Consider the following 14,823-nt stretch of genomic DNA (forward strand, 5'->3'; position numbering starts at 1 on the left):
GAGGCCGGCGCGTATGCCTGTGGTGTGCCCATACGCGTCCACGACGGTTGACCTGCGGTTCGTCCTCGCTCCTGCTGTACCTGATCTTCGTCCGGGTTGTGGCAGGGCCGAAGCGTTCTCATGTTGTGAGACCGAGTAGCTGAAGGCCGTCCGTGGGGTGGCTGCGGTAGTGGTCGATGGCGGCGGCGATGTTGGTCCAGCCGATCAAGCGGGCCAGGCCGATGGCCAGGTTACGCAGGCTCGCCATGACCCGTGGGGCGGTGCCGGTCCGAACGCGTGAGGCGTCTTCGCGGTAGGTGACGTCGCGGATGTGGTGCAGGGCCTCGATACTCCAGTGGCCGCGGATCAGTGTGGCGAGGTGGGCGTGGGTGACGCGGCCGGGCGGCAGGCTGGTGATCGCGTAGATCGTGACGATGGTGGTTTTGCCGGTGCGGCGGTCGGTGCGGCGGCGTTTGACCTGGATGGCCTGGGCGGCGTGGGGGAAGGGCAGGCCGGGCCGGACGGTGCAGATCTTCAGGCGGCGGATCTCGCGGCGGCCGTGGCCGCGGGTATCGGTGCGGTCGTTGAGCAGGGCGTGGCGCCAGGGCAGAGCCTTGAGCCGGCGGTGCAAGGTGGGCTGGTTGCCTTTGACGATGAATAGGTAATGGCCGCCGGAGTCGATGATCTGGCGGGCATGGGCGTGCTGGGTATGCAGGGCGTCGGCGGTGACTACCACGTCGGACAGGTCCAGGCCGGACAGCAGGGGCGCAACTGCAGGGATCTCGTTGCTCTTGGCGGTGACCTGGCGTTGGGCGACGACGGTCTGGGTGTCGTGGCGCAAGGCGGCCAGCAGGTGCACCGTGCCGTTGGCGGTGCGACTGCCGCGTAGGGTCTTGCCGTCGATGGCCAGGCCGGTCAGCGGTGGTCGGCTTTCGGGGTGGTCGGTGGCGGGCGGGCCGTCGGCGGCGAGGGTGGCCAGGTAGGTGCCGGTCGCGGTGTCGAAGGCGTCGCCGTCCAGGCGGGCGAGTAGTCGCCGCAGGGTGCTGGCGGCCAGGCGAACGGTGCCGGGGAGCCCGGCACGAGACAGGATGTCCGGGTCGTATCCGTGGATGGATCTGTTGATCGCCGCTATGGAGGTGGCTCCGCTGAGTACGGCGAGCAGGGTTAGGGCCAGCAGTGGGCCGAGTCGGTAGCGACGTCCGCGGTGGCTGCGTGGGTCGGGCAGGGTGCCCAGTACCTCGGCCAGCGCGGGCAGATCGGTCGATGGGTCGAAAGCGGGGACGTGCTCCAAGTGGCGGGCGAGCACGTTGATCGGGAATGATGGCACGCGAACGCGGCCCCTGTTCTTGATCGACTGGCTAGACACCGACGATCATCAGGGGTCGCGTTTGTCATCTCCGCATCGGGGTGGCCTCTACTGCCAGCCCGCTGCAGGGCTGCGACCGTCTCAGCAGCCGAGAACGCCTCAGCCTTGATCGGACATGGCTCTACTCAGGTAATCATTTCAGGCAACATGTCGACGAAGGCGGAGTGCACTAATCCTCGTCGGAGGACGACAACTCGAGTGCCATGGCGGCCAGCGGTAGGTCGGCGGCGGCCGGTAGCAGCTTGGAACTGAAGTTGACCCGAACCGGTGAACAACTGCATCGGCAGGTCAAATCTGCCTGACGACGAAGTTGTCGAACTCCGCCTCCACCGAAGACGTCTGGTCACCAGTCGCGACCAGAAGGGCGACGGTGCCGATTGGGAGCGGGTCATCCCTGTCGGTCGCCTCGAACATCTGACCATTCACCCAGAGAATGAGGCGCACGGCCTGTTGGTCATCGCCGATGCACGCCGCTTGGAGCTTGATCGTTCCGGCCAGGGGCTTGGTGAGCTCACTTTCGGTGAGGACCTTCAGGGTCTTGTAGTAAGGGTCATGGTCAACAAGCTTGCCAATATGGACATATTTACCCCATATCGCGAATGCGTAGCCATTGCTGTTTTTCCGGTCCGCGTGGCACGCGATGCCATAACCGAAGTCGTGACCGCTCGCTGCGACAAAGCGCACATCGACATCGATCCTGAGGCTCGGCGGGGCGTGAGGATACACCTTGGTTTCCTTTACCGGCAAGCTGTATCCATGAGCGTTGGTTGCGTTCAGGGAAAGGCGGTACGCACCGTTCTTATATTCACCAACGCGTTGTCCGGCCTCGTTCTCCCATTCGTGCGCCGATGTCGTGAAGTCGTCTCGGAAGATGGTCTTCCCGGTTGGCGGGGGCGCCGTGACAGACGTTCCCGTCGACGGAGGCGTCGTGTCCCAGTCGGCGGGGAGGGCACTGATCAGGATCAGGATCAGTGCCACGCCGGATCCGATCCCGGTGAAGATCCATGTCCTGGCGGAGAGACGGCGGTCGCGCCGGCGCGGCGGTTCGCCCGGGTCCGGATCGGGTCGAGATCGCCCGGGTACCGATGAACCTCCCGGAGGGAGCCCCGGCGTACGAGGCGCGCCCATGCTCTCACGTCCTCCCTCTGCCTCAGGCGCCCTCATCGTGCGCGGGTCCGAGGTTTTCTCCGGTGGCCTAGTTTCGGAGTCCGTGATCGGCGTGGCGTCGACGGACGCGGACGGCTCCAGCCTGGGCGGCACCGGACCCGCCGGTCGCGCCTCGATGCCAAGCACCGCCCTGGCGGCGGCCGCGACGATGCGGCTGTCGTCGTCGGCGAGGCGTTGTAGGTTCAGTCGGGCAGACAGCGCCAACCCGGGGTGGTCGCCGGCCATCAGGCGCTGCAGCTCCTTGACCACCGCGCCTCGGATGCTGGCGAGCGGGTGGTCGATCGCCTGTCGCAGCTCGGGTGGCAGCTGCACGGGCGTGGTGACGGGACGGCCACGACGGGCGATCCTCAGATCCCCCTGCACGCCGAAGGTCCACTTCCCCGGTGTCTGGTGCGGGGTGGCCTCCCGTACCTTGTCGAAGATGTAGTCGTACAACTCGTCCAGAGTTACCCAGCCGTCCTGGTCACGGTCTGCCTCGCCGCTGGTCAGTCCCTCTACCAGGGCGCCGGTGAACACCGAGGGCGCCACGTCAAAGGCGCCAAGAGGCTGGTCTCCCTCGAAGGCGTACTCCATCGCGCTGGACGCGGTGATCACCGCTCGGCCCCGGCCACCGAACTGCTCCCCAATGCCCACTGTCGTGTCCGCCCGAGCCGTCATGCCACGTTCGAACGCCCCCGCGTAGCAGCAGTCCAGCAACAACACGATGCGCCGGGATCGGCTGCGGTTCATCAACCGATTGACGAAATCCGCCGCGACCGCGGTGGCACTCAGCCGACTCAGTTTGGTGTTGACGGTGGCGAAGTACAGGTCGCCGCTCTCGTCCTTGACCCCGTGACAGGAGAAGTGCACCAACAGCAGATCATTAGGACTACGGTCGGCGAAAAACTCCTCGACCGCCTCGCTGATCACGTATGCGGGCTCGTTGAGCATCGTCCGCACGTCGAACCCGCCGATCTGAGGATCGCGCAGCACTCCGGCGAGCGCCTCGGCATCGTGAGCCGGGGCTCGCAGCCGCCGCAGCCCCGGATCCTGGTAGTCGTAGCCGGCCACGATCAGGGCACTGCGCCGCCCGGTCGCCGGAGGTTCACCGCTGTGCACGGCGACGCAGCCACTCATCGATGAACCGCTGTTGCTGCCGCGACGACAGGCCGGTCAGTTCAAGAACATCGCCGTCGACCTCGACCTTGACCGCCCGCTGTCCACGACTCTCAAGCCAGGCGCCGACGGCGGCCACGACCGATGCGAGCAGCTCCGGCGTCGCGATCGTCGCCACGAGCGCGCCGAGCACCACCAGGTCAGCTCCTTTGGTGCCTGTTGGCGAGTTCCCGGTCCGCAAGGGCGTGACGGAGTCGACATCGAGACTGAGCAGCTCCCGGCGGAGCCCAGCGGTCAGCTCATCCAGCTCTTTCGGGTCGGCCCTCTCGTCACTGACTCGAAGCGTCAGCCGAATTGTCGCGTTTGTCATCAGCCGACCCCTTATCCGGATATGAGCGCTAAATAGCATGACGACGTCAAGAACATGCTAAGACCGCGTCCACATAACTGGAAGGGATTAAGCCCCAATGAGGTCTTCTCGTGCGCCCAGCAGAACTGGAGGTGAAGCCGTGACATAGCGGCTGATCTGCATGTTCGTAAGCTCGCCGTCGCTTGCCGGTGAAAGTCCGGTCCGGGTAGCTGCCAGGAGGCCCGGTAGCAGGCTGGCGGCTTCGTCTGGAAACGGGCGGGGTCGAAGCCCAGCGTCAAAAGCCCTTAAGGGGGAGCGACGATGCGGTCCGTAGCATGACGCGAAGCCTGCGGCGTCGTTACTCATCCGTCCCTCGGGGCGGGATAAGGGAGAGCCGAGCCCCTCGAGATCGGGGTGAAGGCCATGGAAGCGGCGAAGAGCCTGGAAATTGCAGCCGCGAAGAACTCCCCGGCGTATGGGGCGCGGAACGCATCGATAGTGACGGCGGGAACTGGGGAGGCCCTCCCCGGCCCGGTGACCTGCGGAAAGTGTTACCGGAGCGTGGCGTCCTATAACCGGTCAACGCCGGGAAGTGGATTGCTGGCCGGGTGGGCGTCGGAGGCGGCCGTAGTACTGCTTGAGCCGACCGGACAACACAACCGGCGGTGAGGGAAGGGCCGCTACTTCGTCGATGCACATTGAGGTGGAGGAGGGGCTCGGTGAGTGCCGTTTTGGCTATTCCCGCCGCCGTGGGGCCGCGTGTTTGTCCGTGGCCATGTAAAAGTCCCCACAGGTGGCCAGTTCGAGGTCACCACTGATGGCCGATTTAGGTCCCCGCTTCTCGTTCGCGTGTCGTCGGGAGGTGTGTGCCCTGAGCGGTGATCGTGACGGTGTCAGCCAGTCACGAGATCACCGCTCAGGGGGTCTGTTCGGCCATGAAATCTTCGGGGGAAGTCATGGACATCATCGCCGCCTACCGCGAGGTAGGCACCTATCGCGGGGCCGCGCAGATATGCGGCACCACGCACAAGACCGTCAGACGCATCATCGAGCGCTCCCTGACCGGCAACAAGCCGACCTGCCGCAAACGCCGTGAACACAACTTCGACGCGGTCACCGAACTGGTAGCCGGCAAGGTGCAGGCCACCGCGGGGAAGATCTCGGCCAAGCGGCTGCTGCCGCTGGCCCAGGCCGCCGGGTATACCGGATCGGCGCGTAACCTGCGGCGTCTGGTCGCATCAGCGAAGAAGACCTGGCGGCGCGATCACCATCGCGGGCGGCGTCCGGCGATCTGGACGCCGGGCGAGATGCTGGTCATCGACTGGGGGGACGCCGGCGGTGGGTTGCACGTGTTCTGCGCGGTGCTGGCCTGGTCCAGGATCCGGTTCGTGCGCTTCGCCGACAACCAGCGGGCCGCCACCACCCTGGCCATGCTGGCTGAATGCTTCGAAGAACTCGGCGGGGTGCCCAAAGCGGTGCTGGCCGATCGGATGGGCTGCCTGAAGGGCGGCGTGGTCGCCAACAAGGTCATCCCGACCGCCGATTACGTCCGCTTGGCGACGCACTACGCCTTTCGGCCGGACTGGTGCGAGGCCGCTGATCCCGAATCGAAGGGGATCGTGGAGAACCTGGTCGGCTATGCCAAGCGTGACCTGATTGCACCGCACGCCCCGTTCGATGATCTGACGGCGGCCAACGTCGCGGCGCGGCAGTGGTGCGCCGAGGTCAACGCGGTGCCGCACTCGGAGATCTGCGCGATCCCGGTCGAGCGACTGGCCGCTGAGCGCGAGTTGCTGAGCGCGCTGCCGTCGCTGCGGCCCGCGATCGGCAAGGCGCCGGCCACCCGCAAGGTCGACAAACTCTCATGCGTGCGCTTCGGCTCGGCCCGCTACTCGGTGCCGACCCGGCTGATCGGCGCCGCCGTCGCCGTCGTGGAGGCCGACGGGCGGCTGCTGGTCTCGGACCTGGCCACCGGTGAGATCGTCGCCGAGCACGTCCCGGTCGCTCCCGGCGAGGCAGCGGTCACCGACGCACACTACGGCGGTCCCCGGCCCGCACCACGCCGCCCCGCCCGGCCCAGGACCGAGGCGGAGAAGACCTTCCTGGGACTCGGCCCGGTCGCGGAGGCGTTCTTGGCAGCCTCGGCCGCCTCCGGCAACACCCGCCTGGCCGCTGACTTGGAGGAGCTGGCCGCACTGCGTGCCGCGCACGGCGAAGCGGCCCTGCTGTCGGCGCTGGAGCGCGCAGTCGCTTTTCGCCGCTGGCGGGCCGAGGACGTGCGCTCGATCTTGGCCGCTGGAGCCGGAACCGCGCAGCCCTGCCCGGCCGGAGAGGCCCTCGTTTTGGAGCTGCCGCAGGTGCCGACCCGGCCGCTGTCGGCCTATACCCTCGACAAGCTCAACCAGATCGGGCAGGTGTCATGACCGCGCCCGCTCTTCCGCCACTGGCCGCCGACCTCGATGGCGGGCTGCGCCGTCTGAAGCTGTCAACGATCCGGGCTCTGGCACCGGAGCTGCTCCTCACTGCCCGCACGCAACGGTGGAACCCCGAGGAGTTCCTGCGCACGCTCATCGATGCCGAGCTGGCTGCTCGGGATGCCTCCAACGCCCGAATGAGGATGAAGGCCGCCGCGTTCCCGGTCATCAAGACGATCGAGGAGTTCGACGTCGCCGCCTCCTCGATCCCCCGGGCAACGTTCGACTACCTGGCCTCGCTGGAGTGGGTTCGAGCGGCGGAGAACTACTGCGCGGTCGGGCCGGCCGGCACCGGCAAGTCCCACAGCCTCATCGCGTTCGGCGTCGCCGCTATCCAGGCCGGTTACAAGGTCCGTTATTTCACCGCCGCCGAGCTGGTCGAGACGCTCTATCGGGGTCTGGCCGACAACTCCGTCGGCCGCGTGATCGAGAATCTACTGCGCGCCGATCTGGTCGTCATCGACGAGGTGGGATTCGCTCCGCTGGACGATACCGGCACCCAGTTACTGTTTCGGTTCGTCGCCGCCGCCTATGAGCGCCGCGCGCTCGGGATCGGCTCGCACTGGCCTTTCGATCAGTGGGGGCGTTTCCTGCCCGAGCACACCACCGCGGTCAGCCTGCTGGATCGGCTCCTACACCACAGCATCGTCGTGGTCACCGAGGGCGAGTCCTTCCGCATGCGACAGGCCCGCATCCGAGGCCCAGGACGACCCACCATGAAGTAGTCAACTACGAAGAGCTGGGGACTTTTTCTTGGCCACCAGCGGCGACACGCACCTGGCCATTGACAGTGTTCCGCGTGAACCGGTCCGCGCCTTGCAGCATGTGCTCTACCGGGCGGCCAAGGCCGATCCCGGACGTCGGTTCCACGCGCTCATGGACAAGGTCTATCGCAGAGATGTTCTGGAGCGCGGGTGGACCATGGTGCGCAACAACAACGGCGCACCGGGCATCGACGCGACCACGTTGGCCGACATTGAGGAGTACGGGATCATCCGGCTCCTCGATGAGCTGGCCGCCGAACTGAGGGAGGGCCGGTATCGACCATTGCCCGCGCGCCGGGTGATGATCCCCAAGCCTGGGGCGAAGGGCGAATACCGGCCGTTGTCGATTCCCGCTGTTCGGGACCGGGTCGTGCAGGCCGCCGTGAAGATCGTGTTCGAACCGGTCTTCGAGGCGGACATGGCTGATTGCTCGTTCGGGTTTCGCCCGAAGCGCTCAGCGCACGACGCTCTGCAAGTGCTCATTGAGGAGCAGGCGCGGGGCCGCCGGTGGGTGGTCGAGACGGACATCGCCAACTGCTTTTCGGCGATTGGTCACGATGAGTTGATGCGTGCGATCGAGGAACGCGTCTGCGATCAGTCGCTCCTGAAGCTCCTGCGGGTGATCCTGCGCGCCGGGGTGATGGAGGACGGACAGATCCGGCGAGAGGTCACCGGCACGCCACAGGGCGGTGTGGTTTCACCCGTCTTGTGTAACGTCTACCTGCACCGATTGGATCGGGCGTGGGATGAGGCGGACGGCGTGTTGGCCCGCTATGCCGACGATGCGATCGTGATGTGCTGGTCCCGCGGTCAAGCCGAGCGGGCCCTGGCTCGCTTGACGGAGCTGCTGGCGGCACTCGGCTTGGAGCCGAAGGCCGCCAAGACCCGCATCGTGCATCTGGAGGTCGGTGGGGAAGGCCTGGACTTCCTGGGCTTTCACCACCGGCTGGTGCGCTCACGCGGGTTCAACGGGAAACGGCCGTTCGTTTTCCTCGCTCGCTGGCCCTCAGACAGGGCGATGCAACACGCCCGCGACCGGATTCGTGACCTCACGGACGGCCGCAGGCTGTTGCTTCGCACCGAAGCGATCATCGAGGAGGTCAACCTGTTCCTACGGGGGTGGGCTGGCTATTTTCGGTACGGGCATTCTGCCCGGCGCTTCAGCAAGATCAGAGATTTCGCGTGGATGCGTCTGACGCTGTTCCTCAGCCGAAAACACCGGCGCAGCCGGAGCTACGGCCGAGGCGTGCTGAAACGCGCTCCAGGTGATCTCGGCTTGATCAGCCTGTATGGAATCGTCGTCGCGCCCAGGGCGGGCAAGCCCTGGCGGGAGAGACCGAATGCCGGCGGTGAACGACGTCGGTGAGCCGTGTGCGGGAGAACCGCATGCACGGATCGAGGTGGCGGGGGTTGGAAACGGAGCGAAGAACCTGGTCACGGCCACTGGGGTGGCACACCCGTCCGGGAAACCGGCGGAAGGAAGGCCCCAGGTCCTACCGTCAGGAGAAGCCACCGCGCCAGCCCCCGACCCTACAACGACTTTTAAATGAGTCTGCCGTGCTCGAAATGGGTGAGGACAAGTGCGGCGCGGGCGATGTCACCGATCTTGCTGGGGCTGGCGGTGATGCGCTGCAGGGTGCGCCAGCGTTGCGTGAGGAGAGCGAAGCCGCGTTCGCCCAGGCAGCGCAGCGCGCGCAGCAGCATGTTGCGGGTGCGGGTGTCGACATCGAGGACGTTGCCGTCGGTGGGTTGCCGGACGGGGATGCACAAGCCGATGCCGGCGCCGTCGTAGCCAGGGTCGGCCAGGACGGACAGGCCACGGGCGCAGGAGGGATACAGGGTTGGCAGGACGTGGATGCGGGCGGCGGTGATGTCATGGATCGATCCGGGCTCGACGTCGGAGACCCACAACGGCATGCCATCGGGGGCGAACAGCGCTTGGATGTTGCCGCCGTGGTGGTGGGCCTTTCCCGAATACCACAGGTCGATGCTTTCGCCTTTGACGCTGGTGGTCTTCTCGCGGCATCGGTCGGTGGCGATGACGGTGCCGTCCAAGATCAGATGGGGTAGTTCGTGGGCATGGGCGTGGCGCAGGCACTGGTGCAGGTCGGGTGCCTGATCGGCCAGGATCTCGATGGCCTCGTCCAGGTAGCGGTAGGCGGTGGCCCGGGAGACGCGGTGATCGCGGCCGAGTTTGGGGATGTCGCGCTCGCCGCGAAACCAGCGCAGCACCATGACCGCCTGCCGGAACGGGGTCAACGCCCGGCTGCCAGTGGGGGTGTCGCGCAGTCGGCGTTCGTCGTGCAGGAGTCGGGCGAGGTAGCGAACGAGTGCGCGGGAGACGTCGAGCGTGGCACGATGAGCAATCACGTGGAGCCTTCCGGCGGTTGAGAATTCTTGTGGTGAGAGCTCTTCTACCGGGGGCTCCACGTCTGTTTCCGGCCTTCGGCGTCTCCTCCCGAAAGGTCCGGAACGTCGGCATCGGCGTCCAAAAAATCCCAATCGCCCGAACTATTTCGCTGAGATCACCTCAGTATCGTGGCCTGATCAAGAAAGGCGAGGTGGTCGGCGTCAACTACTACAGGATCACCACGAATCAGAACAGCCGCGATTTTACAACCCAACACCACGTGACCATTGTGTCTTCTGAGGGAACTCTGCAGGATGCCGAGGTCTCGGTGAGCACTGTAGTCCAGAATGCCGATGATCCTGATGTAACCAATTGCGTCGGCCTCCCGCCAAGCGGGGACCAAATAACTGGATTTCACCGGCTGAGCGAATGGAAGCAGGTAGCCGGCCGAGAATGGCATAACACCAAGCAGACGAGGAGCTCCAGAAAGGAGGGCGTGGACCAGGAGGGGTCATGCACGATGACCCCCAACGTATGGGTTTATTTCCCTTCCCCTAGCGGAGGGAAATACGCCCTCAGTGTGACGTCCAATCCCCGGACAGTGCGTTGTGACTCCTCGCCTCTCCTTAAATGGTACAAAAACGGCGGATGCGTGGTCATGCGCGGTGTTACAGCCCTCTCCATGGCCTATAGCGACGAGATAATAAATCCAGATACAGGCGTCCGGACGAGCTTCCCGGAAGTGAACGATCATATCTGGCTGGCCCTTGAGCATCCATATCTCACCAAGCCGGGAAGGAAATCCTATTACGACCTCGATCCCGATGCCAAAGACATTCCGGGGAACTGGGGAGACTGGCTGAGTAGAGCCAAGTATCGGCCTACTCCCGGGGGGAGCCGGGGACTCGCTAGCTCGGCGTGCAAAATTGAATACTCTGCCGCTCAGCGAGAGGGTAAGCAATGCGATGAGTTTCCCTTCGCCAGCCTGGAGCAGGGAGCGGATAACGCTAAACCAAAGAACAATTACTCCGTTATGCCGGTCATGCCGGCCCAGAATGAGGCTCATGGGATAGCGATTGCTGCGTGGTGCAAGAACAACCGGATAATTCGGAGCGATAAGTTCTGGATTCAGATGCTCGACTAGACTCACCCGTAATCTCTGGCGCGGGCCGGCGAACGGCCCGCGCCAGATCCGGCTCTTGTCCTGTTCACGGAAAGGCTCGACCGCTGTGGCAATCCTTCTCGCCAGCGCTCTCGACTCAATCACCATCCATATAGGTAATCGCTTCCTTGTGACGGAGGTGACGGATGGTGAACCCACCGGAACGCCCTCACCTGGTGACGTCCTGCCCAGGCAGCAACCGATGATCTCAGCTGGACCGAACGGCGTGGACATCACCAGCGACTCCCCGAGCGACGCTGTAATCCACGTCAGGTTCGAGCTCTGGGACGAGGCACCGGAGCGGTTTACCGCCTGGACCCAGATGTGGGAGGGGGAGCTCTATCTCGGTTCCGGAACCATCGGCCTTGTCCAACATTTTTCCGAAGACTGGGATGAGTACCTTCAGCTCGACACCGGCGTGAAAGAGAGCTCCTGGTCCACTCGCGTGCAGACTAGGAAATTGACAAACACCGAAGAGCCCGACTTCCCTCCCGACATCATCTACGTCGAGCTCTATCGGGTGCAACTGTGGCCGTCGGCAGCTAAAAGCCAGTGAAGCCATAGTGATTCAGTCACCTGGTTCACGCTGCGGACACGGTGGATCTCCTTGGCGATGATCGCCCGAGGGATGATGTCAACGACGTCTGAATCCTGACCCCCTATCGTCGTCTGAAAATTGACCCCTCTCGCGTATTTGATCGTTACTGGTCGTTGCTGGGATCGGCCGCGGGCACGCGGCCAAGGTCACGGTTTTTGAGACGGTAGCTGTCTCCCTTCAAACTGATGACTTCGGCGTGGTGAACCAGCCGGTCGATCATGGCGGCGGCCACAACATCGTCGCCGAACACCTCCCCCCAGCGATCTGGGGCTCGTACTTGTTCGGTTCCCGGGATCTCGGCTGGTTCCTGGGATCTTTCGTTCTTTCTCGTTTCACCGATTGTCAAGGCGTAGACACGTTATGTTAGGTGCTGCCTTAATCCTTTAGGTGCGAGGAAGGTGTGCCGGTGGTGCGGTCGCGATTACAGATCGTCCAGGGCGGTGGCGTCCCGCAGGAGCCGGTCACCACGGACCCGTGGCAGTTCCAGGCCGAGTGCGTCGAGGCGTTCGTGGCCTCGTGGACAGCCCGCGGGTTCAGCCCGGTGACGATCGACAACGACACCGGCCTACTGGAGCGGACCCTGACCGCCCTGGGGCGTCTGGCCTGGGAGGTGGCTCCTGAAGACATCGACCGAATCGTCGGGGACCTGGCGGTGGCGGGCCGGGCGACCTCCACCCGCCGCGATTACGTGCAGATCTTCAAAGGGTTCCATCGGTTCCTGCAGGCTCGTAAGGCGGCCCAGATCGAGGCGGCCTTCGGGGTCCGCTTGGTCTGCCCGGTTGATGAGTTCAACGCCTCCCGCCATGTCGGCGACGATTCCCCGGCCCAGCTGCCGCCGCCGACCCCGGAGCGGGTGACGGAGTTCTTCGACTTCCTCAAGGTTCGGATCGCCTCCGCCCGCAAGTACGCGCCCGCGGCGCGGGACTACGCGCTGTTTCGAACGCTGTATCACGCCGGTCTGCGCTCGGAGGAGTGCGCGCTGCTGGATCGAGCCGATGTGCATTTCGGCCGGGGTCCGTTCGGCAAGCTGCATGTCCGTTTCGGCAAGGGCGCCCGCACCTCTGGGCCCCGGCCTCGCTGGGTGCCGATGCTCGATCACCTGGACCTGGTGCTGCGCTGGTTCCTGGACGATGTGCGCGGCAAGTTTCCCGACTCGCCGGTGCTGTTCGCCGACGAGTCCGGCGGCAGTCTGCATCCGGGAACCATCCGTAACCGGCTGCGTTATCTGATGGAGCTGGAGGGCCGTCCGGCCGCCGAGCGGTTCAGTCCGCATGCGCTGCGGCGGGCGTGCGCGACGCACAACTACGAACGCGGCGTCGACCTGGTGGCCATCCAGCAGTTGCTCGGGCATTGGACGGTCAGCTCGACGATGCGCTATGTCCGGCCCTCGGTCACGTTCATCGAGGACGCCTATCGACGCGCGGTGGCCGGCACGCTGAGCGAACTGACCCGAGAGGACCCCTCGCCATGAAGATTCGCTGGAAGCTGCGGATGGCCGCGGCCCAGCGCGAGGTGTGGACCGGTGCCCAGCTGCGGCGGCTGCTGGCCGAAAAGGCCGGGTTGGAGCTGTCAGCGGCATCGGTATCAGTGTTGCTCACCAAGGAACCCGCCCAGATGAAGCTGTCCACCCTCGCGGCGTTGTGCACCGCGCTGGAGTGCACCCCCAACGACCTGTTCGAGGTGGACACCACACCCGTCGAGCGGCCCGCGCCGACGCCGCGGGTGACGGTCGACCAGCCGAAGAGCGCCTCCTTTGGTGGTCGGTCGATGCCGCCGGTGTGACCGGGGAAAGGCGAACGTGGGCGATGGGCAAACGACAACGAGATTGCATCGGCTGCGGTGGTCCGGTCGGCCTTCACGATCCCGATCGGCAGCACTGCAGCCGGTGCCGGCGCCGACTGACCGAGGAGGCGGCGAAGGACCCCTGCCCGGGATGCGGCAAACAGCGCATCTTGCAGGCCGACACCGGAGTGTGCATCCGCTGCTCACGAGCGTGCACCAGGTGCGGGCATCCGGTGCGGGCCCAAGAGGCGACTCTGTGTCGCGACTGCCGGCGCCGAGCCGATCGGCAGGCCGATCAGTGCCCGTGTCCGCGTTGCGGCCGGCCCGGCTATCTGCGCCAGGACACCGGCTGGTGCGGTCACTGCTCGCGCGTGCGGCAGTCCAAACAGCCGCCGCGCGCCTGCGCCGGATGCGGCCAGGTCCGCCCTCATGCCGGGCTGGGACTGTGTTCGCCCTGCTGGCAACGTCATCCCGACCGGCCCTTCATCGCCGGCGACAACCTCATCGCTCGCCTGACCGAGCCGCCGCCTTGGCTCGGCGACCTCATCGCGCAGCTGGCCGCCCGCTATAGCGTCGGACGTGCCTGCACCATGATCAGCGGCCTCGGTCGACTGCTGGAAGACGAGCACCCCAACTACCCGCAGGCCCTGCTGGAGCGCGCCCGCCGCCCTGGACGCTCCATGGGATCTCTCGCCCGCCTCCTGGAGAACTACTTCACCGAGCACGGGCTGGCGCTGCCAGTCGATCAGGCAGCAAGGCTGGCCGAGGGACGGCGCAGGCGCCGTATCGACGCAACTCCTGCGCCGCTGCGCCCGGCGGTGGAGTCCTTCGCCGCCTTCCTGCTGCGCTCACGCGAACGAGCCCGCAGGGCCGGGACTCTGCCCCGCAGCGACACCACCATCGACGCGGTGCTCTCGACCGTGCGTGATCTGGCCAGATTCCTGAACAACGAGCGGGGCAAGCAGGATTGGGCTCTGGCCGACGTGCACGACATCGACGCGTTCTTGGCCGTGCTGCCCAAAGGCCGGGCGCGACGGCTGACCATCGTCGGGCAGTTCTTCCGCTTCGCCAAAACCCACAAGATCGTGCTCGTCGACCCCGCTCGTGGCCTGTCGGCCAAGGCACCGAAGGGTTTCACCGGCCAGACCCTCACACTGGGCCGGCAGCGTATGCTGTTTCGCCGATGGACCACCGACCCGGCGGTCCACCCGCACGAGGCCCTGATGGGAATCCTCGCCCTACTGCACGGAGCCTCCAGCAACGAGGTCCGCCACCTGCAAATCGCCGCCATCGATTCCGCCGCCCGGACGATCCGCCTTGGACAGCGACCCCACCCGGTGCCGATGGACCCGCCAGCTGGACAATTCTGCAACGCTGCCTGACACACCGCGAGACTCAGCGCACCAATAACCCCCACGTGATGGTCACCAAGGGCACCAAGGCCGGGCGCGCCCCGGCGTCCACCGCCTATGTCAGCCACGTCCTGGACCTGTGCGGTGTCCCGCCCCGGATGCTCCGCAGCACTCGACTGGTCGACCTGGTCAACACGATGGACCCCAAACTCGTGGCGGCCGCCTTTGGCATGAACCCCGAAGGCGCCATGATCTACCTCGCAGATCACATCGACGACGGGAGACTGCCAACCAAGTTGTGGCCTGGGTGAAATCTGACGTCGCCGCTCAGGCTTCGATCGGCTCTCGTCGGCGTTGGTGGTCAGGTTTGTCACATGGCTGATGC

13 protein-coding genes and 1 pseudogene are annotated in these 14,823 nt (G+C 65.6%); 9 read left to right on the plus strand and 5 right to left on the minus strand.

The window, feature by feature from the left end; translation table 11 throughout:
- Nucleotides 1-118: 118 nt before the first annotated feature.
- The 3 genes from J2853_RS39295 to J2853_RS39305 form a co-directional block, all read right to left on the minus strand.
- Nucleotides 119-1,306, minus strand: a complete 1,188-nt coding sequence (locus tag J2853_RS39295) for an ISAs1 family transposase (RefSeq protein ID WP_307557808.1) — start codon at nt 1,304-1,306, stop codon at nt 119-121.
- 327 nt (nt 1,307-1,633) lie between these two features.
- Entirely contained in the window at nt 1,634-3,628 is a 1,995-nt protein-coding gene (locus tag J2853_RS39300; RefSeq protein WP_307566303.1) for a caspase family protein, read from the minus strand.
- Nucleotides 3,597-3,977: a hypothetical protein gene (locus tag J2853_RS39305; RefSeq protein ID WP_307566305.1), complete on the minus strand. Its 381-nt coding sequence runs from the start codon at nt 3,975-3,977 to the stop codon at nt 3,597-3,599. Before J2853_RS39305 ends, J2853_RS39300 begins: the two co-directional genes overlap by 32 nt.
- A gap of 914 nt (nt 3,978-4,891) precedes the next feature.
- Between J2853_RS39305 and istA the strand changes: the two genes are divergently transcribed.
- Genes istA through ltrA form a run of 3 tightly spaced genes read left to right on the plus strand, consistent with a single transcriptional unit; the run spans nt 4,892 to nt 8,560 of the window.
- A complete protein-coding gene (gene istA / locus J2853_RS39310; protein WP_307558417.1) occupies nt 4,892-6,379 on the plus strand; it encodes an IS21 family transposase in 1,488 nt (495 codons plus the stop codon).
- Entirely contained in the window at nt 6,376-7,155 is a 780-nt protein-coding gene (gene istB, locus J2853_RS39315; RefSeq protein ID WP_307558420.1) for an IS21-like element helper ATPase IstB, read from the plus strand. The genes istA and istB overlap by 4 nt, the downstream gene beginning before the upstream one ends.
- A gap of 28 nt (nt 7,156-7,183) precedes the next feature.
- The gene (gene ltrA / locus J2853_RS39320) at nt 7,184-8,560 is read left to right on the plus strand and encodes a group II intron reverse transcriptase/maturase (RefSeq protein ID WP_307566306.1); all 1,377 of its coding nucleotides are present in this window, start codon (nt 7,184-7,186) and stop codon (nt 8,558-8,560) included.
- 176 nt (nt 8,561-8,736) lie between these two features.
- On the opposite strand, the gene J2853_RS39325 is transcribed toward ltrA, so the two are convergent.
- Complete coding sequence (locus J2853_RS39325) at nt 8,737-9,564, minus strand: transposase family protein (RefSeq protein WP_307566308.1); 828 nt, start codon at nt 9,562-9,564, stop codon at nt 8,737-8,739.
- 17 nt (nt 9,565-9,581) lie between these two features.
- On the opposite strand from J2853_RS39325, the gene J2853_RS39330 reads away from it, so the two are divergent.
- Together J2853_RS39330 and J2853_RS39335 are read left to right on the plus strand one after the other, a co-directional pair.
- Nucleotides 9,582-10,688, plus strand: coding sequence for a NucA/NucB deoxyribonuclease domain-containing protein (locus tag J2853_RS39330; protein ID WP_307566309.1), 1,107 nt, complete (start codon nt 9,582-9,584; stop codon nt 10,686-10,688).
- 85 nt (nt 10,689-10,773) lie between these two features.
- The gene (locus J2853_RS39335) at nt 10,774-11,262 is read left to right on the plus strand and encodes a hypothetical protein (RefSeq protein ID WP_307566311.1); all 489 of its coding nucleotides are present in this window, start codon (nt 10,774-10,776) and stop codon (nt 11,260-11,262) included.
- Nucleotides 11,263-11,407: 145 nt separating this feature from the next.
- On the opposite strand, the pseudogene J2853_RS39340 reads toward J2853_RS39335, so the two are convergent.
- Nucleotides 11,408-11,566 (minus strand): annotated as a pseudogene (locus J2853_RS39340) (ATP-binding protein); the annotation flags it as partial.
- Nucleotides 11,567-11,713: 147 nt separating this feature from the next.
- Here J2853_RS39340 and J2853_RS39345 point away from each other — a divergent pair.
- From J2853_RS39345 to J2853_RS39360, 4 genes are all read left to right on the plus strand, one after another.
- Nucleotides 11,714-12,775, plus strand: a complete 1,062-nt coding sequence (locus J2853_RS39345) for a tyrosine-type recombinase/integrase (protein ID WP_307564719.1) — start codon at nt 11,714-11,716, stop codon at nt 12,773-12,775.
- A complete protein-coding gene (locus J2853_RS39350) occupies nt 12,772-13,086 on the plus strand; it encodes a helix-turn-helix domain-containing protein (RefSeq protein ID WP_307564718.1) in 315 nt (104 codons plus the stop codon). The genes J2853_RS39345 and J2853_RS39350 overlap by 4 nt, the downstream gene beginning before the upstream one ends.
- A 371-nt stretch (nt 13,087-13,457) precedes the next feature.
- Nucleotides 13,458-14,468 carry a site-specific integrase gene (locus tag J2853_RS39355; protein WP_307564717.1) on the plus strand — a complete coding sequence of 337 codons (1,011 nt, stop codon included), beginning with the start codon at nt 13,458-13,460 and terminating at the stop codon, nt 14,466-14,468.
- Between the two features lie 35 nt (nt 14,469-14,503).
- On the plus strand, nt 14,504-14,749 hold the full coding sequence (locus J2853_RS39360) for a hypothetical protein (RefSeq protein ID WP_307564716.1): 246 nt from the start codon (nt 14,504-14,506) through the stop codon (nt 14,747-14,749).
- Nucleotides 14,750-14,823: the final 74 nt, after the last annotated feature.

The sequence above is a fragment of the Streptosporangium lutulentum genome, assembly GCF_030811455.1.
Taxonomy (GTDB): Bacteria; Actinomycetota; Actinomycetes; order Streptosporangiales; family Streptosporangiaceae; genus Streptosporangium; species Streptosporangium lutulentum.

Coding starts and splice junctions, on each gene's coding strand:
- J2853_RS39300 (WP_307566303.1), bottom strand. CDS start 3,628: ATGAGTGGCTGCGTCGCCGTGCACAGCGGTGAACCTCCGGCGACCGGG.
- J2853_RS39305 (WP_307566305.1), bottom strand. CDS start 3,977: ATGACAAACGCGACAATTCGGCTGACGCTTCGAGTCAGTGACGAGAGG.
- istA (WP_307558417.1), top strand. CDS start 4,892: ATGAAATCTTCGGGGGAAGTCATGGACATCATCGCCGCCTACCGCGAG.
- istB (WP_307558420.1), top strand. CDS start 6,376: ATGACCGCGCCCGCTCTTCCGCCACTGGCCGCCGACCTCGATGGCGGG.
- J2853_RS39350 (WP_307564718.1), top strand. CDS start 12,772: ATGAAGATTCGCTGGAAGCTGCGGATGGCCGCGGCCCAGCGCGAGGTG.